Origin of the sequence: Kitasatospora sp. NPDC101157, from assembly GCF_044768255.1 — a bacterium.
In the GTDB taxonomy this organism is placed as follows: Bacteria; Actinomycetota; Actinomycetes; order Streptomycetales; family Streptomycetaceae; genus Kitasatospora.
The window spans coordinates 75,178-99,870 of sequence record NZ_JBIWPL010000022.1 but is presented as its reverse complement, the minus strand read 5'-3'; the positions used below and the strand labels follow the sequence as shown (position 1 = coordinate 99,870).

Annotated in this window: 17 protein-coding genes; 7 read left to right on the top strand and 10 right to left on the bottom strand. The window is 75.1% G+C overall.

The genetic code is table 11. The annotated features are described in order from the left end of the window. The first annotated feature begins 10 nt into the window (after window positions 1-10). Window positions 11-1,255, top strand: coding sequence for a nucleotide disphospho-sugar-binding domain-containing protein (locus ACIRVF_RS32530; RefSeq protein WP_402825885.1), 1,245 nt, complete (start codon window positions 11-13; stop codon window positions 1,253-1,255). Window positions 1,256-1,339: 84 nt separating this feature from the next. On the opposite strand, the gene rfbH is transcribed toward ACIRVF_RS32530, so the two are convergent. From rfbH to ACIRVF_RS32505, 5 genes are read right to left on the bottom strand one after another with little or no spacing between them, the layout of a single operon-like run. After that, a complete protein-coding gene (rfbH, locus tag ACIRVF_RS32525) occupies window positions 1,340-2,638 on the bottom strand; it encodes a lipopolysaccharide biosynthesis protein RfbH (RefSeq protein ID WP_402825882.1) in 1,299 nt (432 codons plus the stop codon). A gap of 18 nt (window positions 2,639-2,656) precedes the next feature. Beyond that, a complete protein-coding gene (locus ACIRVF_RS32520) occupies window positions 2,657-3,994 on the bottom strand; it encodes an NDP-hexose 2,3-dehydratase family protein (RefSeq protein WP_402825879.1) in 1,338 nt (445 codons plus the stop codon). After that, on the bottom strand, window positions 3,973-5,223 hold the full coding sequence (locus ACIRVF_RS32515; protein WP_402825876.1) for a nucleotide disphospho-sugar-binding domain-containing protein: 1,251 nt from the start codon (window positions 5,221-5,223) through the stop codon (window positions 3,973-3,975). The genes ACIRVF_RS32520 and ACIRVF_RS32515 overlap by 22 nt, the downstream gene beginning before the upstream one ends. 18 nt (window positions 5,224-5,241) lie before the next feature. Then, on the bottom strand, window positions 5,242-6,315 hold the full coding sequence (locus tag ACIRVF_RS32510) for a ketoacyl-ACP synthase III family protein (RefSeq protein WP_402825873.1): 1,074 nt from the start codon (window positions 6,313-6,315) through the stop codon (window positions 5,242-5,244). Between the two features lie 8 nt (window positions 6,316-6,323). Next, window positions 6,324-7,082 carry an SDR family NAD(P)-dependent oxidoreductase gene (locus tag ACIRVF_RS32505; RefSeq protein WP_402825870.1) on the bottom strand — a complete coding sequence of 253 codons (759 nt, stop codon included), beginning with the start codon at window positions 7,080-7,082 and terminating at the stop codon, window positions 6,324-6,326. 169 nt (window positions 7,083-7,251) lie between these two features. Between ACIRVF_RS32505 and ACIRVF_RS32500 the strand changes: the two genes are divergently transcribed. Continuing rightward, window positions 7,252-10,407, top strand: coding sequence for an amino acid adenylation domain-containing protein (locus ACIRVF_RS32500; RefSeq protein ID WP_402825867.1), 3,156 nt, complete (start codon window positions 7,252-7,254; stop codon window positions 10,405-10,407). Window positions 10,408-10,477: 70 nt separating this feature from the next. Here ACIRVF_RS32500 and ACIRVF_RS32495 read toward each other — a convergent pair whose 3' ends face one another. Then, a complete protein-coding gene (locus ACIRVF_RS32495) occupies window positions 10,478-11,854 on the bottom strand; it encodes an NDP-hexose 2,3-dehydratase family protein (RefSeq protein WP_402825864.1) in 1,377 nt (458 codons plus the stop codon). Between the two features lie 135 nt (window positions 11,855-11,989). Here ACIRVF_RS32495 and ACIRVF_RS32490 point away from each other — a divergent pair, with 135 nt between their 5' ends. Continuing rightward, window positions 11,990-15,238, top strand: a complete 3,249-nt coding sequence (locus ACIRVF_RS32490; protein ID WP_402825861.1) for a BTAD domain-containing putative transcriptional regulator — start codon at window positions 11,990-11,992, stop codon at window positions 15,236-15,238. Between the two features lie 51 nt (window positions 15,239-15,289). Here ACIRVF_RS32490 and ACIRVF_RS32485 read toward each other — a convergent pair whose 3' ends face one another. From ACIRVF_RS32485 to ACIRVF_RS32475, 3 genes are read right to left on the bottom strand one after another with little or no spacing between them, the layout of a single operon-like run. Next, window positions 15,290-16,324 carry a methyltransferase gene (locus ACIRVF_RS32485; protein ID WP_402825858.1) on the bottom strand — a complete coding sequence of 345 codons (1,035 nt, stop codon included), beginning with the start codon at window positions 16,322-16,324 and terminating at the stop codon, window positions 15,290-15,292. Beyond that, complete coding sequence (locus ACIRVF_RS32480; RefSeq protein ID WP_402825855.1) at window positions 16,317-17,489, bottom strand: acyl-CoA dehydrogenase family protein; 1,173 nt, start codon at window positions 17,487-17,489, stop codon at window positions 16,317-16,319. Before ACIRVF_RS32480 ends, ACIRVF_RS32485 begins: the two co-directional genes overlap by 8 nt. 19 nt (window positions 17,490-17,508) lie before the next feature. Further along, entirely contained in the window at window positions 17,509-18,540 is a 1,032-nt protein-coding gene (locus ACIRVF_RS32475; protein WP_402825852.1) for a methyltransferase, read from the bottom strand. A gap of 116 nt (window positions 18,541-18,656) precedes the next feature. Between ACIRVF_RS32475 and ACIRVF_RS32470 the strand changes: the two genes are divergently transcribed. Genes ACIRVF_RS32470 through ACIRVF_RS32455 form a run of 4 tightly spaced genes read left to right on the top strand, consistent with a single transcriptional unit; the run spans window position 18,657 to window position 23,474 of the window. After that, on the top strand, window positions 18,657-20,333 hold the full coding sequence (locus ACIRVF_RS32470; RefSeq protein ID WP_402825850.1) for an FAD-dependent oxidoreductase: 1,677 nt from the start codon (window positions 18,657-18,659) through the stop codon (window positions 20,331-20,333). A 39-nt stretch (window positions 20,334-20,372) separates the two neighbouring features. Next, window positions 20,373-21,377, top strand: a complete 1,005-nt coding sequence (locus ACIRVF_RS32465) for an ATP-binding cassette domain-containing protein (RefSeq protein WP_402825847.1) — start codon at window positions 20,373-20,375, stop codon at window positions 21,375-21,377. Beyond that, window positions 21,374-22,192: an ABC transporter permease gene (locus ACIRVF_RS32460; protein WP_402825844.1), complete on the top strand. Its 819-nt coding sequence runs from the start codon at window positions 21,374-21,376 to the stop codon at window positions 22,190-22,192. The genes ACIRVF_RS32465 and ACIRVF_RS32460 overlap by 4 nt, the downstream gene beginning before the upstream one ends. 52 nt (window positions 22,193-22,244) lie before the next feature. Further along, window positions 22,245-23,474, top strand: a complete 1,230-nt coding sequence (locus ACIRVF_RS32455; protein ID WP_402825842.1) for a nucleotide disphospho-sugar-binding domain-containing protein — start codon at window positions 22,245-22,247, stop codon at window positions 23,472-23,474. A gap of 28 nt (window positions 23,475-23,502) precedes the next feature. On the opposite strand, the gene ACIRVF_RS32450 is transcribed toward ACIRVF_RS32455, so the two are convergent. Then, window positions 23,503-24,627 carry a polysaccharide pyruvyl transferase family protein gene (locus tag ACIRVF_RS32450; protein ID WP_402825841.1) on the bottom strand — a complete coding sequence of 375 codons (1,125 nt, stop codon included), beginning with the start codon at window positions 24,625-24,627 and terminating at the stop codon, window positions 23,503-23,505. Window positions 24,628-24,693 lie beyond the last annotated feature (66 nt).

Sequence of the window (24,693 nt, the reverse complement as noted above, 5' to 3'; positions counted from 1 at the left end):
GATGCGGGTCATGCTGACCGCGTCCGACTGGCGCGGCCACTACTTCTGCATGGTTCCGCTGGGCTGGGCGCTGCAGGCGGCCGGCCATGACGTGCGGGTCGCCTGTCCGCCCACCCAGACGCGGGCGGTGGGGCGGGCGGGCCTGGTGGCCGTGCCGGTGCTGGAGTCCGTCGACATGACGACGATGGCCCGGATGTTCCGCTACCTGGAGAGCGTCGCGGGCACCCGGCCGGGGATGCCGCTGCACCCCTACACCGGGCGGCCGGTGCGCTCGCTGGCGGAGTTCGACGTGGCCGCCGAGGCGCCCGCGTTCCAGGAGCGGGCGCACGAGGCGCTGCGGCGCAGTTACGACGGGGCGGTGGCCTTCGCCCGCCAGTGGCGCCCGGACCTGGTGGTGCACGATCTGACGGCGCCGGAGGGGGCGCTGGCCGCCCAGCTGGTCGGCTGCCCCTCGGTGTACCACCCGCCCGGTCTGCACGGCATCGCCGAGACGGAGCCCGGGGTCGATCTCGGTGACGGCGACCCGTCCGGTTCCTTCCCCCGGTACGGCCGGCCGCGGTGGCACACCGGGCACGTCGACTACGTGATCGACCCGTCGCCGGACAGCGCGGTGCCCCCGATGGGCTCGGCGCTGCGGCTGCCGGTGCGTTACGTGCCGTACAACGGGCCGGGGGTGCTGCCGGGGTGGCTGCTGCGCGCTCGGCAGCGGCCGCGGACGGCCGTGATCGTGGGCGAGTCGGCGGCCGGGGAGGCCTCGGACATCCCGCTGCTGCGTGCCGCGATCGCGGCGCTGCTGCGCGAGGGCGGTGAGGTGGTGCTGACCACCACCGCGGCGCAGGCCGCCGCCCTGGGGCCGCTGCCCGAGGAGGTGCGGGTCCTGCACGGCTTCCCGCTGCGGCTGCTGCTGGAGGTCAGCGACGCGGTCGTGCACCACGGCAGCGTCAACGCGCTGATGACCGCGGCGGCGGCGGGGACGCCGCAGCTGGCGCTGGCGTTCACGGACGAGCAGCTGACGGTGAGCCGCCGGATCGAGGCCACCGGGGCGGGGGTCGCGTTGTCCGCGCTGCGGGAGGATCCGGGGGTGGTGCGGCGGGCCGCCGTCGAGGTGGTGTCCGGGGCGGGTCACCGGGAGGCGGCCGGGCGGCTGCGCGCGGTGATCGCGGCCCAGCCGTCCCCGGCGGAGCTGGTGGAGCCGCTCGAACGGCTGGTGCGCACCGGCGCGTTGACGGCGCCGGCCCTCGTCCGGCGGCCCTGAGCGGGGCCGGGCGGGAGGGAGCACGCCAGGAGGGCCCGGTGCCGGCACCGGGCCCTCCTGGCGTGTTCCCTGCGGGGCGGCCGGTCAGGCCGCCGCCGCGAACTCCCTGATGGAGGCGGTCACGTAGTCGATCATCTCGTTGGTGAGGGAGGGGTAGACGCCGAGCCAGAAGGTGTGCTCGGTGACGATGTCGGAGTTCGTCAGGTCGCCGGCGATCCGGTACTCCTGGTCGAGGTAGGCCGGGTGCCGGGTGAGGTTGCCGCCGAAGAAGCGCCGGGTGCCGATCTTGCGGGCCTCCAGGTAGTCGCCCAACTGGCGCCGGGTGAAGGGGGCGTCGGGCCGTACGGTGATGACGAATCCGAACCAGCTGGGGTCGCTGTCGGCGGTCGCGCTGGGCAGCAGCAGGCCGGGCACGTCCGCCAGGCCCTCGCGCATCCGCCGCCAGTTGCGTTTGCGCGCCTGGGTGAACTGGTCCAGTTTGGCCAGCTGGCTGACCCCGAGGGCGGCCTGGAGGTCGGTGGACTTCAGGTTGTAACCCACTTGGGAGAAGATGTACTTGTGGTCATAGCCGTGCGGCAGATCGCCCAGCTGGTAGTCGAAGCGCTTGAAACAGGTGTTGTCCTCGCCCGGCTCGCACCAGCAGTCCCGTCCCCAGTCGCGCAGTTGCTCGACCAGCCTGGCCAGGGTCAGGTTGCGGGTGGCGACGCAGCCGCCCTCGCCGGTGGTGATGTGGTGGGCCGGGTAGAAGCTGGCGGTGGCCAGGTCGCCGAAGGAGCCGGTGGGCCGGGAGCGGTAGAGCGAGCCGACCGCGTCGCAGTTGTCCTCGATGAGGTAGAGGCCGTGTTCCCGGGCGAGTTGGGCCACCTCCTCGGCGGCGAAGGGATTGCCGAGCGCGTGCGCGATCATGATCGCCCCGGTCTTGGGCGTGATGGCGGCGGCGATCCGCTCGGGGGTGGTGTTGTAGGTGCCGAGCTCCACGTCGACGAAGACCGGGACGAGCCCGTTCTGGATGATCGGGTTGACCGTGGTCGGGAAGCCCGCGGCCACGGTGATCACCTCGTCGCCGCGCCGCAGCCTGCGGTCGCCCAGCTGGGGCGACATCAGGGCCGACAGGGCCAGCAGGTTGGCGGAGGAGCCGGAGTTGGTCATGTGGGCCTTGCGCAGCCCGAGCACCCGGGCGAACTCGCGCTCGAAGCGCCGGGAGCTCACGCCGGCCGCGATCCGCATCTCCAGGGCCGCCTCGACGAGCGCGACCCGGTCGTCCTCGTCCAGGGTCGCGCCGGAGGGCAGGATCCGGGTGACTCCCGGGACGAACTCCTGCGGGGCGCTGTCCCGGTGGTACTTGCGCACCAGTTCGAGGATCTGTGTCTTTCCCTCACTCATGTCCTGTCCCTTGATCGGTCACCGCAGTGTGTTGAGGCAGGCGAGCAGGCAGCGAGCCTCGACGTTGAGGTAGTGGCTGTGCCGCACCAGTTCGGCCGTGTCCCGGAGGGTGGCCCACAGGTAACCGTCAGGGGCTTCGAGCGGGAGGTCGTCCCCCGCCTCGACGACGAGGTACCGGTTCTCGGCGTGGTGGAACCGGCCGCCCTCCTCCGAGTGGACGGCGTCGAACCGGATCCGGTCCTGGGGGGCCGACAGCACGTGGTCCAGGAACGGGGGCGGGGCGTCCGGGTGGTTGGCCGGATCGCACTGGACGGTGGCGCCGAGTTCGGCCACGTCGAAGGTGCCCGCCTGGGTGCGCACGCTCAGCAGGAGCCGCAGCAGGCCGTCGGTGCGGCGGGTGACGAGGGCGATGACGCCGCGGCCGGCCGGGGCGATCAGCGGCTGGGACCAGCGTGCGACCTCCCGGTCCCCGGCCTCGACGTCGACCCCGAGCACGGAGAAGTAGCGGCCGTCCTCGCGGGCGACGCGCGTCCCGTCGTTGTGCCAGCCCGGTACGGAGGCGAGCGGGACCCGCCTGCGGGTCAGCGAGCGGGTGGCCTTGGCGGCGGTGAACCGGCTCAGCAGCTCGGTGGCGTCCGCCGGCGCGGCCGCCGAACGGGCCAGTGCCCCGCGGTAGGAGTCCTCCCGCGCGAGCCGGGCGTCCACCGGCACCGGGTAGGCGGCGAGGACGGAGCGGGAGTCCATGTTCACCACGTTGTCCAGCCGCAGCAGCGCGTCCAGCTCGGTGCGCGGGACCCAGCGGAAGCCGTCCAGGACGGGCACGTCGTCGTCGGTCCCGATGATCAGGTTGCGGTTGCGCTTGCCCAGGAACCAGGAGCCCTGCTCCGACTGGAGGGCGTCGGCCAGCGGCCTGCCCCGCCCGGGGACGGTGAAGTACTCCAGGTACGGGACGGCCTTGCCCCGGTGCACCCGGGTGTAGTTGGAGTGGGTGGCCTGGACGGTGGGCGACAGCTGCAGCGTGTTGATGTTGCCGGGCTCCATCTTCGCCTGCATCAGCAGGTGCGGCACCCCGTCGAACTCCTTGACGAGGATGCCGAGGATGCCGATCTCGGGCTGGCGGATGATCGGCTGCGCCCAGCTGCGCTCGGCGCCGGCCCCGCCGGTGGTCACCTCCAGCCCCTCGACCGTGTAGAAGCGCCCGGTGCGGTGCACCAGGTTCCCGGTGTCCGGGTCCACCCGCCAGCCGTCGAGCCGCTCCAGCGGCGCCTCCTTCACCAAGTAGTCGCTGGCCCGGGCGCGTTCGCCGAACCAACGGTGGAAACTGTCGAGTCCCTCTAGCGCGTTGCCGTGCGGCATGGTTCTCCTTCCTGGGAGCGGCTGGCGCCGGCCAGGGCCTTCAGCTCGTGCACCACCTCGGAGGGCGCCGGCATCGCGGACATCTCGGCCCGCACCCCGGCCAGGCCCTCGGTGTACCGCTGGTCGTCGAGCAGTTCGGCCAGTGCGGCGCCGACGTGTTCGGGCGTGCTGTCGGCGGCGGCCACCGCGCCGACGCCGGCCCGCTGGATCCGGTGGCCGATCTCGGCGTACATCGGCGACTGCGGCAGGATCAGCTGCGGGATGCCGGCGTCGACCGCCGTCAGGGCCGTCCCCGCGCCGCCGTGGTGGATGACCGCGGCGCAGGTGGGCAGCAGCAGGTGGAACGGGACGCCCTCGGCGAAGCGGGTGCCCTCCGGCAGGCCGGTGAGCTGTTCGGCGGCCCGGCGGCCGGCGGCGATGACCAGGTCCAGGCCCAGGCCGCTGACGGACTCGGCCAGCCGCCGGGTCACCTCGACCGCCGTGGTGGCGTCGTACTCGCCCAGCGCCACGCCGGCCGTCACGCACACCCGCGGGCGGCGGGGCCGGTCGCCGAGCCAGGACGGCGCCGTCCCGGCCCCGTTGAAGGGCACGTACCGCATCGGGACGCGCCGCACCGGGAACGACTCAGGGATGCGCAGGGCGGGCGGGCTGGTCTCCACCACCGTGTGCGCGCAGGCCCGCGGCTCGGCGCCGAAGCGCTCGAACAGCTCGGCGTAGCCGGGCAGCCAGTCGCCCCGGCGCCCGGCCCGTTCGGCCCCCAGCACGGTGGCCACCTCCCAGCCGGTGGCGACGTTGGGCACGCCGACCGCGGCCGCGGCCACCGGGGCCGCGAAGCACAGCGAGTCGCCGACCACCAGGTCCGGCCGCCACCAGCGGGCGAAGCGCACGAGGTCGTCGACCGTCCTTTCGGCGGCGGTGACCTGCTTGCCCGCGGTGTAGTCGAGGACGGTGGTCTGCCAGTCGTCCAGCAGTTCGGGGCGCGCCGTCCAGCCGGGCGCCCAGGGCCGGTCGCTGCCCCAGGACCTGACGTTGCCGACCGGTCCCTTGTCGGGCGGCCCCTCGGCCGGGCCCACCTCGACGGCCGTCAGCCCGGCGCCCTCCACCGCCGCGCGGCAGCCGGGGGGCACGGCGACGACGGCCTCCAGGCCCGCGGCGCGGCAGGCCCAGGCGAGCGGGACCATCGGGAAGAAGTGGCCGGGGGCGGCCCAGGTGGCGAAGAGGACACGCATGCTCGTTCTCCCTCCGGCTCAGGCCAGCCACGGCGGGGTGTCGACGATCTCGACCACGGCCCCGCTCACCGACAGGCCGGGCGCCAGGCCGATCATCAGCATCAGGTCGCCGGGGACCAGCGCGCCGGTGCCCAGGAGGTGGTCGAACGCGGCCAGGTGGTCGGAGGAGCCGAGGTGGCCCACGCCCTTGGCGTACTCCCAGCAGGACTTCTCCATCGGCAGGCCCAGCGGCACCATCAGCCGCTGCTCGGTGAAGTCCCGGGAGACGCTCATGTACGAGACCCGGGCGATGTCCTGGAGCTTGACGCCGGCGTCCTCGGTGAGCCGGTCGACCAGGCCGTGCAGGCCCTGGAGGTTGAGCCGGTTGAACTCCCCGAACTCCTGGCCGGCGAAGAAGGCCGCCGAGCGGGCGGCCAGGTCGACCGGGACCCGCGTCGTCGCGGGCGGCGGGAACAGCGGTTCGGCGCCGCGGTGCAGCCCCTCCAGCTCCTGGACCAGCAGCGAGTCGACCGCGCGCAGCCGGGCGAAGCCGCCGCGCTTGGTCAGTACGGCCGCGGCGCCGGCGTCGCCGATGAGCTGGAACGGCACCGAGCGCCAGCGGTCCATCAGCGGCGACTCCATGTTGTCGCCGATGGTGACCAGCGCGCTCCGGCGCTCCCCGGCCGCGCGCAGGTAGCACACGGCCAGCTCGAACGCGGCGAACATCCCGTTGCAGCCCTGGCGCACCTCGAAGGCGGGCACGCCGCGGCCGGTGGCCTCGCCGACCGCCTTCAGCTGCACGTAGTTCTGGGCGCACCAGGCGTCCGGCCCCTCGTGGAAGCAGGAGGAGTGGAACACCACGTCGACGTCCGGGCGGGTCAGTGTGGCCCGGTCGAAGGCCTGGCGCGCGGCGAGCACGGCCATGTCCGGGCCCGAGATCCCCGGGGAGACCGCGACGCCGTCGAGTTCGGCTTCCTCGTGCATCTGCGCGTCGTAGAGGCCCTGTGCCACGGCGTCCGCCGAGCGGACGACCTCCGGCACGTAGACGCCGACGGAGTCGATGTAGATGTCCTGAACCTTCAAGGCCTTCTCCGGGTCGATGAGTCGTGCCACACGGGTGCTCAGCGCCCGCCGTCGACGTGCAGCACCTGACCGTTGATGTTCGAGTTCGCGTCGGAGCCGAGGAAGACGACCGCCCTGGCCACGTCGGCGGGGTCGGAGAGCCGCGCGGTGGGCGTGCGCCCCCGCTCCTCCTCGCGCAGGGCGGCCGGCAGCTTCTCCAGCACCCCTTCGGTGAGCGTGAGTCCGGGGGCGACGACGTTGACCAGGACTCCGTCCGGGCCGGCCTCCCAGGCCAGGCTGCGGGCCAGCCCGTGCAGCGCCGCCTTGGCCGCGCCGTAGACCTCCTGGCCGCCGCGGCCGTGCGTCGCGACGTGGGAGGAGAGCAGCAGCACCCGGCCCCACCCGCGCTTTCGCATGCCGGGCAGGACCAGCTGCGCGGTCCTGACGGTGCCGGCCAGGTTGTCGGTCAGGGTGGCGCGCCACTCCTGCTCCGGTACCTGCTCGAACCGCACGCCCGGGGCCCGCCGGGGCCCGCGCCGGTGGGCGTTGGCCACCAGCACGTCCACGGCGCCCCAGCGGGCGGTCGCCTCGGCCACGGCGGCCTCCGGCGACCCGGGCTCGTCCAGGGCGTAGCGCACCGCCGACGCCCTTGCGGGGCCGCCGAGTTCGGCGACCAGGGCATCGGCCTCGGCCTTCGCGTGGCAGTAGGTCAGGACCACTCTGGCGCCCTCCGCCGCGAAGGCGCGGGCGGTCGCCAGGCCGATGCCCCGGGTGGCCCCGGTCAGCAGGACGACCCGGTCGGCCAGTCCCAAGTCCACGTCAACCTCCAAAGGCGGGGCGGGCGGTGGTCCGTATCCACTGCCCACGGTCCGAAGAGCCTGCTCACCGGTGTTCGAGCGCCGGTCCAGGCGGCCTCGATTCGACGGGTGCTCGAACCCGTTCGGCCAGGCTGCCCGGACAGGTGTACCGATTGCCCTGGAGGTCAGCGTGGTGAGGCAGGAAGCGCCCGCATCGGGACGGCCGGACGCGCGGGAGCGCGCGTGCGACGGCGAGCTGGTGCACGAGAGGATCGCGGCCCGTGCCGAGCGCAGTCCGGACGCCGTCGCGCTGCACTGGGCCGGGCGCGACACGTCCTACCGCGAACTGGCCGCGGACGCCCGCCGCAGCGCCGACTTCCTGGCCCGCCGGGGGGTGCGGCGGGGCGACGTGGTCGCGGTGCGCGCGGACTGCGTGCCGGACACGGTGAAGGTCCTGCTCGGGATCGTCCGGTGCGGCGCGGCGTACGCGATCGTGCCGCCCGACTGGCCGCCGGGCCGGTTCGAGCGGATCGCCGGCCTGGAGGGCATCCGGCTGTGCGTGGTGGACCGTGACCTGCCGTCCGTCCCGGGGCTGCCCACGCTCACCGTCGAGGAGGCGCTCGGCCGCGCCGCGGCGGCGGACGGCGGCGCGGCGGGCGAGGAGCCGGCGGGGGCGGGGGTGAGCGGCGAGGACCCGCTGTGCGTGTTCTTCACCTCGGGCAGCACGGGCTCCCCCAAGGGCGTGGTCGCCCCGCACCGCGGGATCCTGCGGCTGGCCGACGACGAGCTGTGCGTCGTCCCCGGCCGGATGGTGACCTACCAGACCGCCTCCACCGCCTGGGACGCCTTCGCCTGGGAGCTGTGGACCCCGCTGGTCCTCGGCGGCACCTGCGTGCTGTCCGGCGGCACCAAGCCGACCGGCCCGCGGGTGCGGGAGGCGATCGCCCGGGGCGTCAACGCGATGATCCTCAACACCGTGCTGTTCAACGCGCTGGTCGACGACGACATCGACTGCTTCACCGGCCTGGAACTGCTCGTCACCGGCGGCGAGCGGCACTCCGCCCCCCACCTGGCGCGCTGCCGGCGCCGCCACCCGGGCATCCGCCTCCAGCAGGGCTACGGGCCCGCGGAGAGCTCGACGTACACGACCATGCACCCGGTCACCGAGGCCGACGAGGCGGAGGTCCCCATCGGCCTGCCGGTGACCGGCACCGAGGTGTGGCTGCTCGACGAGCAGCGCCGCCCGGTCCCCGACGGCGGGACCGGCGAGATCGTGATCGGCGGCGAGGGCCTCGCCCTGGGCTACCTCGGCGATCCGGAGCTCACCCGGCAGCGCTTCCCCGTACTGGAGTTGGACGGGCGGGAGCACCGGGTCTACCTGACCGGCGACCTGGCCCGCCGTGACCCGGGCGGCCGGCTGGTCTTCGTGGGCCGCCGGGACCGGCAGGTCAAGATCCGCGGGGTGCGGATCGAGCCGAGCGAGGTCGAGGCGGTCATCGAGCAGGTGCCCGGGGTGAGCCGGGCCGCCGTGGTGGCCCAGTACGACGACAGCGGGCGCGCCACCGGACTGGCCGCGGTCGCCAGCAGCGAGGGCGGCCCGCTGCCGTCCGCGGACCTGATCACCAAGACCGTGGCGGGCGCCTTCCCCGAGGCGTTCGTGCCCCGGCGGGTCGCGGTCGTGGAGCGGCTGCCGAAGCTGCCGAACGACAAGGTCGACCACCACGCACTGGCCGCCCTGCTGGCCGACGCCGGACGCCCCGGGCCCGGCACCCGCCGGCCCGACGGCGCCGCGCCGGGCCCCGCCGCCCCGCCCGGGGCCGGCGGCGGCGACCTGGCGGCCGCCGTGGCGATCGCCTCCGCGATCCTGCGCTACGACGTCGGCCCCGACGACGACCTGTTCGACCAGGGGGCGACGTCGATGACCGCGATCCGCCTGGCCACCCGGCTGTCCCGGGCGCTGGGACGCCAGGTCACCGAGTCGGACGTGCTCCGGGCCCGCTCGATCACCGCGCTGTTCGGCCTGCTCGCCGACCCCGGCCGGCCCGACGGACCCGCCCCCGCCCCGCGGCCGGCGGACCCCGCGGAGGCGGCCGGGGTCGACCCGCTGTTCTCGCTGGAGAAGTTCTGGCACATGGCGGAGCACGAGCCCGACCTCCACGAGAGCATCATGCCGATGCTGTTCCTGCTGCACGGCACCCTCGACGCCGACCTGCTCGGCGCCGCCGTCGACGCCGTGGTGGCCCGTCACGACGCGCTGCGGGCCCGCTTCCGCCGTGCCGGGCGCGGCCTGGCCGCCGACGTGCTGGCACCCGCCGACACCACCGGGATCCTGCGCCGGGACACGGGCGCGCCGCTGCCCCGCGAGAGCGCCGAACGGGAGGCGCGGCGCTGGCTGACCGCGCCCTACCCGCTGCGGGACCAGCCGCCGCTGAAGGCCCGGCTGATCCCGGTCGAGGGGGGCCGGTGGCTGCTGGCCGTCGTCGGGCACCACATCGCCTTCGACGCGTGGTCGACCCAGGTCTTCTGGCGCGACCTCTTCGACGCCTACCGGGCGCTGGAGCAGGGCCGGCCGGCCTTCGACGCGCCCGCGCCGTCCTTCTTCACGACCTACCGGGAGCAGCTGGAGGCCCGGCAGGCGCAGCGGCCCGCCGCGGTCCGCGCCTGGCGCGAGCGGGTGGCGGGGGTGGCGCCCGTGCCGTTCGCCGAGGCGGGCCCGATACCGCGCTACGGGCCGGCCGCCGAGGTGGAACTGGCCCTGACCGAGGAGCTGATGGCCACCGCCGCACGCGCCGCCAACACCGTGCGCGGCACGGTCAGCGCGGTGTTCCTGGCGGCCTGGGCGCGGGTGCTGGGCGAGTTCACCGGCGCGGCGGACCTGGCGGTGTGCACCCCGGTCTCGGGGCGCTTCCTGCCGGCCTCGGCGGACTCGGTCGGCTGCTACGCCAGCATGGTCGCGCTGCGGCTGGCGCCCGGCGACGGCGCGCGCGAGCTGGTGCGCCGGGCCGCCGAGCAGCTGCGCGAGGCGATGGAGGCGCCGCTGCTGTCGATCGCCCTGCAGCGGGGGCGGCCGCTGCCCGCCGCCGGGCGCGATCCGCTGCTCCAGGCGTACTTCCTGCTGGAGGAGGTGCCGCCGGCGCGGGTGGAGGTCACGGCGGCGCTGCACGGCGAGCAGATCCGGGTCGCGCCGCGGACCTGGGTCCCCGAGGTCCACCTGGAGCTGCGGCCGCACCCCGATCTCGGGGGGCTGGTCCGCTACCGCACGGACGTGCTGTCGGCGGCCGACGCCGAGCGGCTGGCCGCCCGGGTGCCCGCCGAGGTGGCCGCGCTGAGTTCGCGGCTGCTCTGAGTTCGCGGCCGCGCCGGGCTCGCGGCTCGGCACGCGCCGGCCGGCCGCCGCCCGCCTCCTGGGGCGGCGGTCAGCCCAGCGCGTGCAGCGCCGCGATCAGGGTGCGCACCTGCATGTTCAGGTAGTAGCTGTGCCGCAGCAGCCGGGCCGCCTGGCCGGCCGTGACCCAGACGAACTCCGGCGGGACGTCGTCGAGTTCGTCGCCGACCTCGACGATGCGGTAGCGGCTCTCGGCGTGGTGGAAGCGGGCGCCCTCCTCCGACTGCACCGTGTCGTAGAGGACCCGTTGCGGGGGTGCGGACAGCACCTGGTCCAGGAATCGCGGGCGGTGGTGGGCCGGCACGTCGCCGTAGTTGCCCGGCGTGCACTGGACGGTCGGCCCGAACTCGGCGACGTCCCTGGCCCCGGCCTCCACCCTGGCGTGCAGCAGGACGTGCCGCACCGCGCCGAAGCGGCGGGTCAGCAGCGCGGCGACGCCTCCGGCGGCCGGCGCCAGCAGGGGCTGGGTCCAGTGCAGGATCTCGCGGCTGTCGGCGTGGACCTCGGCGGCGATCACCTTGAAGTACTTCCCGTCGGCCCGGGAGATCTCGTCGTCCAGGCGCCGCCAGGAGGTCACCTCCTTGAGCGGGATGCGGTGCTGCCCCACCTCGTGGCGGGCCTTGACCTCGCACAGCGCGCTGATCACCTCGCCGAGGCTGTGCCGCGCCGGCCCGGCATCCAGCGACCGGGCGCCCGGCAGGCAGGCGAGCACCGAACAGGCCTCCATGCTCAGGGTGTTGTCGCGCATCATCAGCCGCCGCAGCTGGCCCAGGGTCAGCCAGCAGAAGTCCTGGTGCTCCGGGACGTCGCCGGCCGCCTCCACCACCATGTGCCGGTTGCGCTTGCGCAGGAACCAGGTGCTGCGCTCGGACTGCAGGGTGTCCACCAGCGGCCGCCCGGTGCGCGGCGCGACGAACCGCTCGATGTACGGGATGGCCCGCCCCCGGTGGACCCCTGTGTAGTTGCTCCGGGTGGCCTGGACCGTCGGCGACAGCCGGACGGCGCCGGTGTTCCCCGGCTCCAGCTTGGCCTGCATCAGGAAGTGCAGGACCCCGTCGAACTCCTTGGCGAGGATCCCGAGGATCCCGATCTCCCGCTGGACCAGGATCGGCTGCTCCCAGACACCGATCTGCTCGTCCGCCTCGACCCGCAGTCCCTCCACGGAGAAGAACCGGCCGCTGTCGTGGGCCAGCGTCCCCGTGTCCGGGTCGAAGCCCCAGTTGGACAGCCGGGAGAAGGGGATGCGCGTCACCTGGAACCCGCTGCGCCGCTGGTGGGCGGCGAACCAGGAGTCGAACCACGCGTTCGGGGTCACCCGGCTGTCGGGGGTCCGGGCGGACTCGGCGACTCGGCGGGCCTGCTGCGCCGCGACCGCAGGCGCGACGGATTCCGTTGCAGGAGTGGACATATGACGAACCTTCTCCTCGGATCGGCTGGCCCGAGGAACCTAACGAGCCTGGTCCGAGAACCGTTCGAACGCAGGCTGAGGAGCGCCCCGTGCGATCATGTAGCCTTCGCTGGCGGCGAGAGGGGAAGGGGCCTGATGAGCACGGCACCGGGGATCCGGGTGGCGGTCCTGGGGCCGCTGGTGGTCTGCGACCCGGACGGCACGCCGGTCAGGCTCACGGGCACCCGGATCGGCTCGCTGGTCATCCGGCTGGTGCTGGCCCACGGCCGTCCGGTCGGCGCCGAGCGCCTGATCGAGGACCTGTGGGAGGACTCCCCTCCGGCGAACCCGCACAACGCCGTGCAGGCCCTGGTGTCGCGGCTGCGGCGGCTGGCGCCCGCACTGCCCGTCACCTCCGGCCCGGGCGGGTACGCCCTGGGCGTGCCGGCCGAGGCGGTCGACCTGTGGCGGTTCGAGCAGCTGGCCGCCCGCGGCCGCGCCGAGCTCGCGCAGCGCCCCGACCTCGCGGCCGCCACGCTGCGCGGGGCGCTGGCGCTGTGGCGGGGCGAGGAGTTCACGGAGGCGGCCGGGGCGCTGTTCGCCCAGGCCCCGGCGGCCCGGGCCCGCGAGCTGCGGCGCACCGTCCTCGGCACCCGGATCGACGCGGACATCGCGCTGGGGCGGGCCGTGGACGTCCTGCCCGAACTGGAGCAGCTCGCCGCCGCCGACCCGGTCGACGAACTGTGGCACGCCCGGCTGATGCGGGCCCTGCAGGCGGCGGGACGCCAGGCGGAGGCCCTGGAGGCGTACGACCGGATCCGCCGCCGGCTCGCCGACGAACTGGGCCTGGACCCCTCCCCCGACCTGGAGCGCGCCCATCTGGCCGTGCTGCGCGCCGAGCCGGCCGCGACCGCGGCCCGCGGCGGCCCCGGAGCGGACGCCGGGGCGCCGGCCTGCGCCCGCCGGGGCGTGCCGATGCGGGTCAGCGGCATCCTCGGCCGGGGGGCGGAACTCGCCGAGCTGGAGCGGCTGCTGGGCGAGGCGCGGCTGGTCACCCTGATCGGGCCGGGCGGGGTCGGCAAGACCCGGCTGGCCGTCGAGGCGGCGCAGACCCTCGCCGACCGCCTCGGGGAGGGGGCCTGGTGGGTGGACCTGGCCGCGGTCAAGGATCCCGCGCAGGTCCCCGAGGCCGTGCTCAACGCCCTGACCTCGACCGGCACCACGGTGCTGGGCAGCCCGGAGACCGCCAAGCCGGCGCCGTACCCGCGGCTGGTCGAGGTGGTCGGCGACCGCGGCGTCCTGCTCGTGCTCGACAACTGCGAGCACGTGGTGGACGCGGTGGCGGAGCTGGTCGAGCGGCTGTTCCGGGACTGCCCGGGGACGCGGGCCCTGGCCACCAGCCGGGAGCGGCTCGCCGCGGCCGGCGAGCGGCTGCTGACCCTGGGCCCGCTGCCCCTTCCCCCGGCCGGCGCCGCCCTGCCCGAGGTGCTGGCGAGCCCGGCCGTCCAGCTGCTGGCCGAGCGCACCCGGGCGGTGCGCTCGGGCTTCGAGGTGAACGAGGACAACGCGGCGGACGTGGTGCGGCTGTGCGGCCGGGTCGACGGCCTGCCGCTGGCGCTGGAACTGGCGGCGGCCCGGCTGCGGGCGCTGTCGCCGGCGGACGTCGCCGAGCGGCTGGACGACCACTTCCGGATCCTCTCCGGCGGCCTGCGCAGCCGCCCCGAGCGCCACCGCACGCTCCACGCCGTGGTCGGCTGGAGCTGGGGGCTGCTGCGGCTGGAGGAACGCACCCTGGCCAAGCGGCTCTCGGTGTACGAGGGCGGGGCGACGCTGAACGCGGTGGAGGAGATCTGCACCGACGCCCGGGTCGGGGTGGTGCCCCGCAACGTCGTCGACCTGCTGACGGCGCTGGTGGACAAGTCCCTGGTCCAACTCGACGAGAGCGGCCGGGAGATCCGCTACCGGGTGCTGTCGACCATCCGCGAGTACCTGGCCGGGCAGCTGGAGGAGGGCGAGGAACAGGCCGTACGGGCCGCTCACGCCCGGTACTTCGTGGGCCTGGCGGAGTCGGCCCGCGAGCGGCTCATCGGCGCCGACCAGGCCCTGTGGCTGGCCCGGCTGACCGCCGACCACGACAACCTCCAGGCGGCGCTGCGCTGGTCGATCGCCGCCGGCGACAGCGCGCTGTCGGTCCGCATGGTGGCCGCGCTGGGCTGGTACTGGTCCCTGCGCGGCCAGCAGATCGAGGCCGCGGACTGGGCGGACCGGGCGCTGGCCGTCCCCGGGGACGCCCCGGACGACGCCCGCGCCCTGGTGACGATCATGTCCGCGCTGGCGCCCTCCGCCTCGCCCGAGGGCATGGCCGCCGGCCTCGCGCGGGTGCGGCAGTGGCTGGAGCGCGCCGAGCGCAGCCGCCCGCCCGGCACCGAGGAGCCGCCCGAACTCACCGCGTTCCGGGGGACGTTGAGCATCCTCGACGAGGACCCGGCTGGCGCTCTGGAAGCGATGGAGCAGCTCACCCGGGCCAGGCACGCCTGGGTCCGCTCCTGCGGCCACGTCAACTGCGGCCACCTCCACTCGGCGCGACGGGACGTGCGGCGCGCCACCGAGCACTTCCGGGCCGCCCTGCGGGAGTCCCGGCAGATCGGCGAGCGCTGGGGGCAGATCCAGGCGCTCAGCGCCCTGGCCGGGATCTCCGGCGCCACCGCCGGGCCCGGGGAGGCCATCGAGCTGCTGGAGGAGGCGCTGCGGCTGGCGACCGAACTGGGCGGGCTGGAGGACCAGATCATCCTGCGCGCCCGCCTGGGCAGCGAACTCGCCCGCGCCGGGGACCTCGACGGGGCGCGGGGGCTGCTGGAGAGCACGCTGCGCACCGCCCGGCAGGCCGGGATCACCCGCGCGCAGCCCCACATCCGCGGGGTGCTGGCCGAGATCGCCCGCTGGCAGGGCGACCTGGCCCACGCCGCGGCCGTCCTGGAGCCGGGGGTCACCGCGCTGCGCACCGCGCCGCGGCCGGACGTGGGCCAGCTCGCGCTGATGCTGTGCGGCCTGGGCCACGTCGAGGTCGCCCGGCGGCGGCTGGGCCGGGCCGCGAGCCTGCACGAGGAGGCCCTGGCCCACGCCGTGCTGCTGGGGGACGCCCGGGTCGCCGGCCGGGCGGCGCTGCTGGCGGCCGACATCGCGGCCGCCCAGGGCCGGGCCGCCCGGGCGGTGCGGCTGCTCGGCATCGGCGACGGGGTGTCCGGCAGCGCGCCGGTGAGCCACCCGGACGCGGTGCGGATCGAGGGGCTGTGCGCGGCGGTCCTCGACGGGGAGGAGCTCGCCTCGGCCTACCAGTCGGGGGCCGAGCACGCGGCCGGGGCCGCCCTCACCGGCCTGGCGGGCGTCTTCGACGAGCTCACCTAGAGGGCACCTGGGAGGGGCCTGCGGCCGGTGCGGGCGGGCCGCCGCGCCCGGTCAGGGGGCGGCGGGGACGGACCCCTCGACCAGGTGCACCACGCTGCCGGTGGCGGTGATGCCGTGGAAGCGCAGCCCGGCGCGTTCGAACAGCTCGCGGAACTCGCCGCCGGTGCGTTCCCGGCCGCCCTGGCTGACCAGCATGAGCAGGTTCATCACCGTGGCGATCTCCGGTGTCTCGGTGGCGTCCAGCACCTGTTCGATCAGGACCACCCGGGCGCCCGCCGGGGCGTTGCGGGCGAGCGTGCGCAGCGCGGCGACGGCGGTCTCGTCGTCCCACATGTGCACCACGCCCTTGAGCAGGTAGGTGTCGGCCTTGACCGGGACGTCGACGTGGCAGTCGCCCGCCACCACCTTGCAGCGCGCGGCCAGTTCCCCGCCGTCGCGCAGGGCCGGGTCCGCGCCGGCCGCCACCGGCTCCAGTTCGAACAGCACCCCGTTCAGCCCGGGCCGGCGCTCCAGCAGGACCTTGAGCAGGGTGCCGCGGCCGCCGCCGATGTCGGCGACGGTGTGGGTGCCGGTCAGGTCGAGCACCTCGGCCACGGCCGCCGCGGTGGCCACGCCGGACTTGGCCATCGCCTGGTCGAAGAGGGCGCCCAGCTCGGGTTCCTCCTCGTGGAGGTGGGTGAACAGGGTGGTGCCGTACAGGTCCGGGAAGACGCTGCGGCCGGTGCGCACGGCGGTGTCCAGCCGTTCCCAGATGCGCCAGGCGAAGGGCGCCCCGGCGAGCAGGGCCATCGCGCGGCGCCCGCCCGGCGCGTCGGCGCGCAGCAGCCGGGAGAGTTCGGTGTGGGTGTAGCGGCCCGGTGCCGTCTCCTGGAACACGCCGTGGCAGGCGAGTGCGCGCAGGAGCTGGCCGAGCGGCTCCTGCTTGGCGCCGACGGCCGTGGCGAGGTCGGCGACGGTCATCGGCTCCTCGCCGAGTGCGTCGGCCAGTTCCAGCCGGGCGGCGGCGGTGACGGCGGCGGTGACGCCGAGGCTGTAGGCCAGGGCGTGCAGTCGCAACGGTGCCGTGGCGGGCTGGGGTTCAGCCATGGGACGTCCCCTCCGTGGTGGTGGGCCGGTACGCGGCGAAGGCGTGGCGGGCGTACACGTCGGCGTTGCTCTCGAACTGCAGGGCGGCGTGGGCGGCGGCGGCGTGGACGTCGCGCCAGGCGCGTTCGGTGGGGCCGCCCTCCAGTTGGCCGCGGGCGCCGCTCTCGCGCTGGAGCCGGTCGACGGCCTTGGTCAGCGTTGCGGCCACGAGGGCGAAGTCGCGGTGGTTGCGGGGGACGGCCTCCGCTGCGGCGCCGGCGTCGGCCTGGGCCGCGATGCGGCCGAGCACCAGGGCGGCCGTGTCGAGTTCGAAGGAGGCGCGGGCCAGTGCGGAGCGCACCGACGCCTTCTCCCCCGCCCGGACCGTGCGGCCCATCAGCACCTCGGTCTTGCCGGCGATCCACTGCGTCCAGGACTCCAGTGCGCCGAGGCCGGCGCCGAGCGCCGGGGTGACCATGGTCAGGCCGTTGACGAGCCGGAAGGGCACGGCGTGGCAGCCGGCCGGCTCCGTGTCGGGGGCGGTTCCGGCCAGCAGGACGGACTGGGCGAGGGTGCGGTGCTGCGGCACCTCGACCCCGTCCAGGACGAGGCTGCGGCTGCCCGTGCCGCGCAGCCCGACGGAGAACCAGGTGTCCTCCAGGGCGCAGTCGGCGCGCGGCACCGCGAAGAAGCGCAGCCGCTTGCCCTCGCCGCCGGGTTCCCAGGCCGACAGCAGCACCCAGTCGGCGAAGTCCGCTCCGCTGATGAAGTTCCACGCGCCGCTCAGGATCCAGGTGTCCCCGGTGCGGCGGACGGTGCCGCTGGGCACGAATCCGGCGGAGATCCGGGCGTCGGGCCCGTCCCGCCACACCTCCTGCTGTCCCCGGGCCGGCAGGTAGGCCGCGAGCCGGGCGTGGCCGGCGAACAGGGAGGCGCACCAGCCGGCGGCGGCGCACCCCTTGGAGAGCTCGGTGACCGCGCCGAGGAGGTCGGTGAAGGTGCCGGCCGCGCCGCCGAAGCGGCGCGGCACGAAGTGCCGGGGGAATCCGGCGCTGGTGAGGGCGTGGACCGCCTTGGGATCCAGTCGGCGCTCGCGGTCGGCCTGTTGGGCGAGTGGTGCGACGACGGTCCGCGCGACGGAGGCGGCCGCCGCGAGGGTGCTGGATGGGCCGGTGTCCGGCTTCAAGGGGGGCTCTCCCTCCGGTTCAGATCCGGTCGGCGAGGAAGAGCCGGTGCATGGCGGCCTCGCTGGAGTGGTCGGTGACGTTGGCGAAGCCGGCGTCGGTGAGCATCCGCCGGTAGGTGTCGACGGAGTGGGTCTCGCCGCGGTGCGTCTGCACCAGCATGATCACCGAGAACATGTACGGCAGCGGGTTGGTGTGCGGGGTGTCGTGGGCGTCGGTGGTGTGGCCGACGACGGCGATCCGGCCGCCCGGCTTGACGGCGGGTGCCACGCGCCGCAGCAGTTCGGTGGACTCCTCCGGGGAGAAGTGGTGCAGCACGTTGGTGAGCATCACGATGTCGTACGGGCCGCCGAGCGGGGTCTTGAACATGTCCCCGGCGATGGTCCTGAACCGGTCGGCCAGGCCGAGGCGTTCGGCGTGGCGGCGGGTGATCTCCAGGACGTTGGGCCAGTCCAGGCCGGTGATGGTGGCGCGCGGCTCGCGCTGGGCGAAGGTGAAGCCGTAGCTGCCGTGGCTGCAGGCGATGTCCAGCACGTCGACGCTCTCGCGCTGCGCGGCCCAGGGCAGGAGCTGTTCGGTCATCAGCTCGGCGGCGCCGTTGTTGAACCAGGTCGTGCTGGTGGCGAACTCGGTCCAGTAGTCGAACTCCGGGGTGAGCGCGTGCGTGGGGGCGACGGTGCCGCCGTGGCGGACCGCGTCGATCAGGTGCTTCTGGGCGTCCCACTCCCAGTCGCTCGCGCCGAGCTTCAGCGCGCCGCCGAAGAACCGGGGGCTGGTGCTGAGCAGGAGTTCGGACTCGCCCTGCGGGAGGGCGTAGCGGCCGTCCCGGGCGTGCAGCAGGCCGATCGCGGCCAGCGCGTCGAGCACGATGCGCAGGCCGCGCCGGTCGACCCGGGTGTGGGCGGCGAGCTGGTCCGCGGTCAGCGGCCCGTCGGCGAGCGGGTCGAAGAGCCTGAGCTCGAAGGCGGTGCGCAGCAGCGCGGTCTTCACGTAGCCGCGGGCGATGTCGTGCAGCTGGCGTGTGTCGACCCGGGGCGCTTCGGTGTTGGTCATGGCTACCTTCCGTGACTGGTCGCGGTCTGCCCATGGTCGTGGCGGGACTTCGAGGGACGTTCGAACAGCGCCGGTCACGCTGTGCCCAATGACCTCTGGAGCAATGGGATTCAGCAATGGATGGCGAAGTCTCGGTGGTGATCGCCGGTGGCGGGCTGGTGGGCCTGTCCACGGCGCTGTTCCTGGCCGGGCAGGGTGTGCGGGCCCTGCTGGTGGAGAAGCACGACGGTCCGTCGCCCCAGTTGCGCGGGCGCGGGCTGAACCTGCGGAGCATGGAGGTGCTGCGCGCGGCCGGGGTGGAGGCGGCGCTGCGGGCGGCGCCGCCGTCGGTCCTGCGCGACCTGCCGGAGATCGCGCGGGCCGAGGACCTCTCGGGCCCGCAGTCCTTCCACGCGGTGCGCACGGCGCCCGAGTCCGTGGGCCGGCTCAGTCCGACGGTGCCGCTGATGATCGACCAGAACGCGGTGGAGCCGGTGCTGCGGGAGCAGGCGCGGCGGCTGGGGGCCGAGCTGCGGTTCTCCACCCGGCTGGAGTCGTTCGAGCAGGACGGCGCGGGTGTCGAGGTGCGGCTGCGTGACCTGGCGCGCGGCACGTGGCGCACGGTGCGGGCGGACTACCTGGTGGCCGCCGACGGCCACCGTTCGGGGATCCGGGACGCGCTGGGCATCGGCACGAGCGGGGTGGGCAGCATCGCCCACTACGTGAACATCCCGTTCCTGGCGGACCTCTCGGGGCCGCTGCGGGGCCGGCGGCTGGCGGTGTGCTACCTCGACCGGCCGCGGCCCAACACCATGCTGACGCGGCTGGACCATCCGCAGCGCTGGGTCCTGATGGTGCCCTACCGGCCGGGGGCCGGCGAGCGGGCCGAGGACTTCGGCGTGGAGCGCTGCGTGGAGCTGATCCGCGCGGCCACGGGGGTGGCGGACCTCGACCCGGAGCTGCTCGGGCTCGCCGCGTCCGCCGGCGCCGGTTGCCCGGCGCCGGTGCAGACCTGGGAGCTCTGCTCCCGGACGGCCGACCGCTACCGGGCGGGGCGGGTGCTGCTGACCGGCGACGCCGCCCACGTGATGGCGCCGGCCGGCGGGCTGGGCGGGAACACCGGCATCCAGGACGCGCACAACCTCGCCTGGAAGCTGGCGGCCGTGCTGCGCGGCGCCGCCGACGAGCGGCTCCTGGACACGTACGAGCAGGAGCGGCGCCCGGTTGCGCTGGCGGCCTGCGAGCTGTCCGTGCGCCAGCAGTTGAGCCGGCGTTCGGGCGAGCCGGTGCGTTCGTCCGGGCCCGCGCTGCAGCCGCTCGCGGCGGTGCTGGGCCACCGCTACCGCTCGGCGGCGGTCGTCGCCGAGGAGCACGCGGGCGAGCCCCCGGCGCCGTCGCTGGACCTCACCGGGGAGCCGGGCAGCCGCGCCCCGCACCACCCGCTGGTGCGCGGGGGCGTGGAGCTGTCCACGCTCGACCTCTACCGGGACGCCTTCGTGCTGCTGTGCGGGGTGGAGGGCGGGCGGTGGGCCGCCGCGGGGCGGCGGCTGGCGCCGCGGCTGGGCGTGCGGGTGCACCGGATCGGCGAGGAGCTGCTGGACGGGCCGGGCGGCTTCGCCGCCGCGCACGGGATCACGGACAGCGGCGCGGTCCTGGTGCGGCCGGACGGCTTCGTCTGCTGGCGCGCCCCGGACGATCTGGTCACCTCGCCGCACCGGACGCTGAACACCGTGCTCGCCCGGGTCCTGGGCCTGCCCGACGGGCCCGCCCTGCCGTATCAGCGCGGTATCAGCGGCCTGTCAGGCGCGCGGTAGAGCGTGGGGCCGTACACCACCACCGGAGAAGGGACAGTCATGACGGAGGCACTGCTCGCCGAGGGGCTCGCGAAGCGCTTCGGCGAGGTCACCGCCCTCGCGGGCATCGACATGCAGCTCAGGTCGGGCCAGATCCTGGGCCTGCTGGGGCCCAACGGCTCGGGCAAGACCACCGCGGTGCGCATCCTCGCCACCCTGGCCAGGCCGGACGGCGGCCGGGCGCTCATCCACGGCTACGACGTGGTCAAGGACGCCGCGCGGGTGCGTCAGCTGATCGCGCTGACCGGCCAGTACGCGGCGGTCGACGAGAACCTGACCGGCACCGAGAACCTGGTGCTGATCGCGCGGCTGCTGGAGATGGGCCGGGCCGAGTCCAAGCGGCGGGCGGCGGAGCTGCTGGAGACCTTCGGGCTGACCGAGGCGGCCAGGCGCACGGCCCGCACGTACTCGGGCGGCATGCGCCGCCGGCTCGACCTGGCGGCGAGCCTGGTGGGCCGTCCCCGGGTGCTGTTCCTCGACGAGCCCACCACCGGCCTCGACCCCAAGAGCCGCTTCGAACTGTGGCAGGCCGTGCGCCGGCTGGCCTCCGAGGGCACCGCGGTGCTGCTCACCACCCAGTACCTGGAGGAGGCGGACCAGCTGGCCGACGAGCTCCTGGTGATCAACAAGGGGCGGGAGGCGGCGCGGGGCACCGCCGAGGCGCTCAAGGACCAGGTCGGCGACCGCACCCTGGTGGTGCGGCCGAGCCGGCCGGAGGAGCTGGCCGCCGCCGCCGCCGCGGCCCGGCCGGTGGCGCCCGGGGTGGTCGAGGAGGACGGCACCCTGGTGATCCGCTCCGCCGACGGCGCGCTCCTGTCGGCGGTGCTCAACCGCCTCGCGGACGCGGGCCTGGAGGTGGACGAGGCCGGTCTGCGCCGGCCCAGCCTGGACGAGGCCTTCCTCAGCATCCTCGGTGGCCCCGCCGAGGAAGCGACCGACGACGCCGACGAGCGGACGGCCGCCGACCTGGCCGCCGCGACGAACAGCAAGGAGCCCGCCGCATGAGCGCGACCCTGTCCGGCCCCGCCACCGGCCTCGACCTGCAGGTGCGGAGGATGGGCCCGATCCGGCTCTTCCGCCACACCTCGGCGCTCACCTGGCGCATCATCACCCAGGTCCGCCACAACCCCGAGCCGCTGTTCCTGCTCGGCATCCAGCCGATCCTGTTCCTGCTGCTGTCCACCTACATCTACGGCGGGCAGATGGCCGGCTCCAGCCACGCCTACCTGCAGTACGAGGTGCCCGGGATCATGGGCTACAACGCGGTCTTCGCGACCATGGCCGGGGCTCCCGCGCTCTTCGGGGACGTCGGCCGCGGCGTGTTCGACCGCTTCCGGTCCATGCCGATCGCCCGCATGGCGCCGCTGATCGCCCGTTACTGCGGGGACCTGCTGCTGCAGATGTGGTCGCTGGTCCTGGTGCTCGCCGTCGGGTTCGCGCTGGGCTTCCGGATCGAGACGCACTGGTGGAACCTCGGCTACGCCGTGCTGCTGCTGGCCGCGTTCTCCTTCGGCCTGGCCTGGCTGGCGATGGCCATCGGCCTGTCCGTGCGCTCGGTGGAGACGGTGCAGATGCTCTCCTTCCTGTGCACCATCCCGATGGCCTTCATCAGCGGCGCGTTCGCGGACCCCAAGACCATGCCGGGCTGGCTGGAGGCGTTCGTCAAGCTCAACCCGGTGACCTGGCTGGGCACCGCGGAGCGCGGCATCCTCCTGGGCGGCGAGGTCGGCCGTCCCGTGCTCTACACCCTGCTCTCCTCCCTGGCGGTGGGCCTGCTGTTCGCCCCGATCGCGCTGCGGGGCATCGCCAAGCGCCGCTGACCGCCGCGCCGGAGCGGCCCCTCACGACTACCGAACGGTTAGGGAGACGACGATGCGGATTCTGTTCACGACGTCGAACTGGGCCGGCCACTACTTCTGCATGGTCCCCCTGGGATGGGCCCTGCAGGCGGCCGGGCACGACGTGCGGGTGGTGTGCTCCCGGGAGCAGGCCGGCACGATCGCGCGGGCCGGTCTGGTCCCGGTGCCGGTGATCGACAGCCCCGACATGATGTACATGTCCCGGCTCAACCTGTACGCGCAGGTCGCCGAGGGGCGCACCCGCCTGCCCGGGCTGCCGCTGCACCCGGTCACCGGCCACCGCGTCTCGGACCTGGCCGAGTTCGACGTGGTCACCGCGCAGAAGCGGTTCTCGGAGGAGTACGCGCGGACGGTGCTGGCCGCGTACGAGCGGACGGCGGAGTTCGCCCGGGCCTGGCGCCCGCACCTGGTGTGCCACGACGTCCTCGCCGAGGAGGGCGCGCTGGTGGCGCGGGAGGCGGGGGTGCCGAGCGTGTACTGCGCCCCGGGGCTGTTCGGCACGGCGGACGAGGAGCTCGGCCTGGACCTGGCGCTGCTGGACATGGTGAACAACCTGGCGCGGCCCGGCGTCGAGGGCTGGGCCCGGGAGGACATCACCCATGTGATCGACCCTTCGCCCGAGTCGGCCGTTCCCCCGCTGGGGGCCGCCGCCCGGCTGCCGGTGCGGTTCGTGCCGTACAACGGGCCGGGCGAGCTGCCCGGCTGGGCCCACGAGCCGCGCGGGCGCCCGCGGGTGTGCGTGGTGTGGGGCCGGTCGGCGACCGGGATCTACGGGCCGGAGGTGCCGGCGCTGCGCGAGGCGGTGCGGGCGGCGGTCGACGCCGGCGCCGAGGTGGTGCTCACCGCCTCGCCGCAACAGGTGGGCGCCCTGGGCGGGTTGCCGGAGGGAGTGCGGGTCCTGCAGGACTTCCCGCTGGACCTGCTGCTGGCCGCCAGCGACGCGCTGATCCACCACGGCAGCGACAACAGCCTGATGAACGGGGCGGTGGCGGGCGTGCCGCAGCTGGCGCTGGCGCTCGCCTCGGACCAGATCGTGTTCAGCCGCCGGCTGGCGCGCACCGGGTCGGTGATCCCGCTGGAGGGCCTGACCGCCACCGGGGACCAGGTCCGGGAGGCGGTCACCGTCCTGCTGGAGGACCCCGGGTACGCGGGGGCGGCGCTGGCCCTGCGGGCCGAGATCCGGCAGGCCCCGGCGCCCAGCGCCCTGGTCGCCGACCTGGAGTCGCTGGCCCGGCTGTGCTGAGCGCCGGGACCGCTCCCCTGCGGGGGCGTCAGCGGGCCGCCGGGCCGGGGTAGATCCGGTCCGCGACGGCCCGCTTGGCGGCCGTCAGCCGCGCCAGCGCCTCGGGCCGGTAGCCGCCGGCGCCGGGGCGGGCCGGGACCTCCAGGGCCTCCAGCAGCTCCCAGTTGGAGCCGACGGCCGTCAGCGAGCGGTGCTTGGTCCCGTAGTAGTCGCGCTTGATGCTGACCGCCGCCCCGCAGGCCCCCGCCGCCGCGGCGACCAGGTGCGGGTGGAAGCGGGTGGTCAGCCACGCCTGGCCGGGGCGGGCCGGCAGCCCGTGGGCCATCACCTCGGCCAGGGTGTAGAGGCGCGCGCCGGGCAGCGCCGCCCTGGCGGCCCGGAGCACCTCGCCGTCCTGGTCCGGGGCGCACTCCAGCAGGCCGACCCGCTGCGCGCCCCACTCGCGCACGGTCTTGGCCGCGAACGCGGCCAGCTCCTCCGGGCCGGTGTCGGAGAGCAGCGACTGCAGACTGACCATCACCTCGGGGACGTCGTCACGGGTGTCGAGCAGGTGCGGGCCGAAGCCGAGGAAGACGTCGTCGGCGGTGCACGTCCCGGGCCCGGTGCCGAGGAGCCCGGCGGAGGCCTCGTCCCGGACGTCGACGACGGCGAAGCCGTCCGTCAGGGAGCGGATCAGGGCGGCGTCGCCGCCGGCCGGCGGGTACAGGCCCTGGCCCGTCATGGCGGCGAGGCCCCCGGAGTGCCGCACGGCCGTGGTGATCCCGGCCAGCAGGCCGGCGAACGGCGCCCAGATGTCGTTGATGAACCCGCCGCCGAGCAGGTGCACCACCCGGGCCCGGCGCAGCGCGTCGAGCCCTCCTCCGGCGCCGCCGGCGCCGACCGCGGCGGCCACGGCGGCCGCGGTCCTGGCCGGCTCGGGCGACCAGTGGGTCACGCACAGCTGCCACAGCACGTTGTGGAAACGCGCCCGGGGGTGGAGGGCGCGCAGCCGCTCCTCGGCGGCCTGGGGGCCGATGCAGTCGAGGACCACGTCCACGTCCGGGGCGATGCGCGCGAGGTGCCTGAGCCAGGTGGCGGCGATCAACTCGTCGCCGTAGTTGGGGATTCCTGCCGGGCTGACGAGGTAGTAGCCGGCGCTGTCTGCGTTCACCATGGGGCCCATCCCGCCACAGGGCATTCGAACCCCCGTCGAGGGGAGGTCCGCCCTTGAACGCGCGTC

Bases quoted from the DNA above. Each gene is read 5' to 3' on its own strand.
- ACIRVF_RS32530 (WP_402825885.1), top strand. From the start codon at position 11: ATGCTGACCGCGTCCGACTGGCGCGGCCACTACTTCTGCATGGTTCCG.
- rfbH (WP_402825882.1), bottom strand. From the start codon at position 2,638: ATGAGTGAGGGAAAGACACAGATCCTCGAACTGGTGCGCAAGTACCAC.
- ACIRVF_RS32520 (WP_402825879.1), bottom strand. From the start codon at position 3,994: ATGCCGCACGGCAACGCGCTAGAGGGACTCGACAGTTTCCACCGTTGG.
- ACIRVF_RS32515 (WP_402825876.1), bottom strand. From the start codon at position 5,223: ATGCGTGTCCTCTTCGCCACCTGGGCCGCCCCCGGCCACTTCTTCCCG.
- ACIRVF_RS32495 (WP_402825864.1), bottom strand. From the start codon at position 11,854: ATGTCCACTCCTGCAACGGAATCCGTCGCGCCTGCGGTCGCGGCGCAG.
- ACIRVF_RS32490 (WP_402825861.1), top strand. From the start codon at position 11,990: ATGAGCACGGCACCGGGGATCCGGGTGGCGGTCCTGGGGCCGCTGGTG.
- ACIRVF_RS32485 (WP_402825858.1), bottom strand. From the start codon at position 16,324: ATGGCTGAACCCCAGCCCGCCACGGCACCGTTGCGACTGCACGCCCTG.
- ACIRVF_RS32475 (WP_402825852.1), bottom strand. From the start codon at position 18,540: ATGACCAACACCGAAGCGCCCCGGGTCGACACACGCCAGCTGCACGAC.
- ACIRVF_RS32470 (WP_402825850.1), top strand. From the start codon at position 18,657: ATGGATGGCGAAGTCTCGGTGGTGATCGCCGGTGGCGGGCTGGTGGGC.
- ACIRVF_RS32465 (WP_402825847.1), top strand. From the start codon at position 20,373: ATGACGGAGGCACTGCTCGCCGAGGGGCTCGCGAAGCGCTTCGGCGAG.
- ACIRVF_RS32460 (WP_402825844.1), top strand. From the start codon at position 21,374: ATGAGCGCGACCCTGTCCGGCCCCGCCACCGGCCTCGACCTGCAGGTG.
- ACIRVF_RS32455 (WP_402825842.1), top strand. From the start codon at position 22,245: ATGCGGATTCTGTTCACGACGTCGAACTGGGCCGGCCACTACTTCTGC.
- ACIRVF_RS32450 (WP_402825841.1), bottom strand. From the start codon at position 24,627: ATGGTGAACGCAGACAGCGCCGGCTACTACCTCGTCAGCCCGGCAGGA.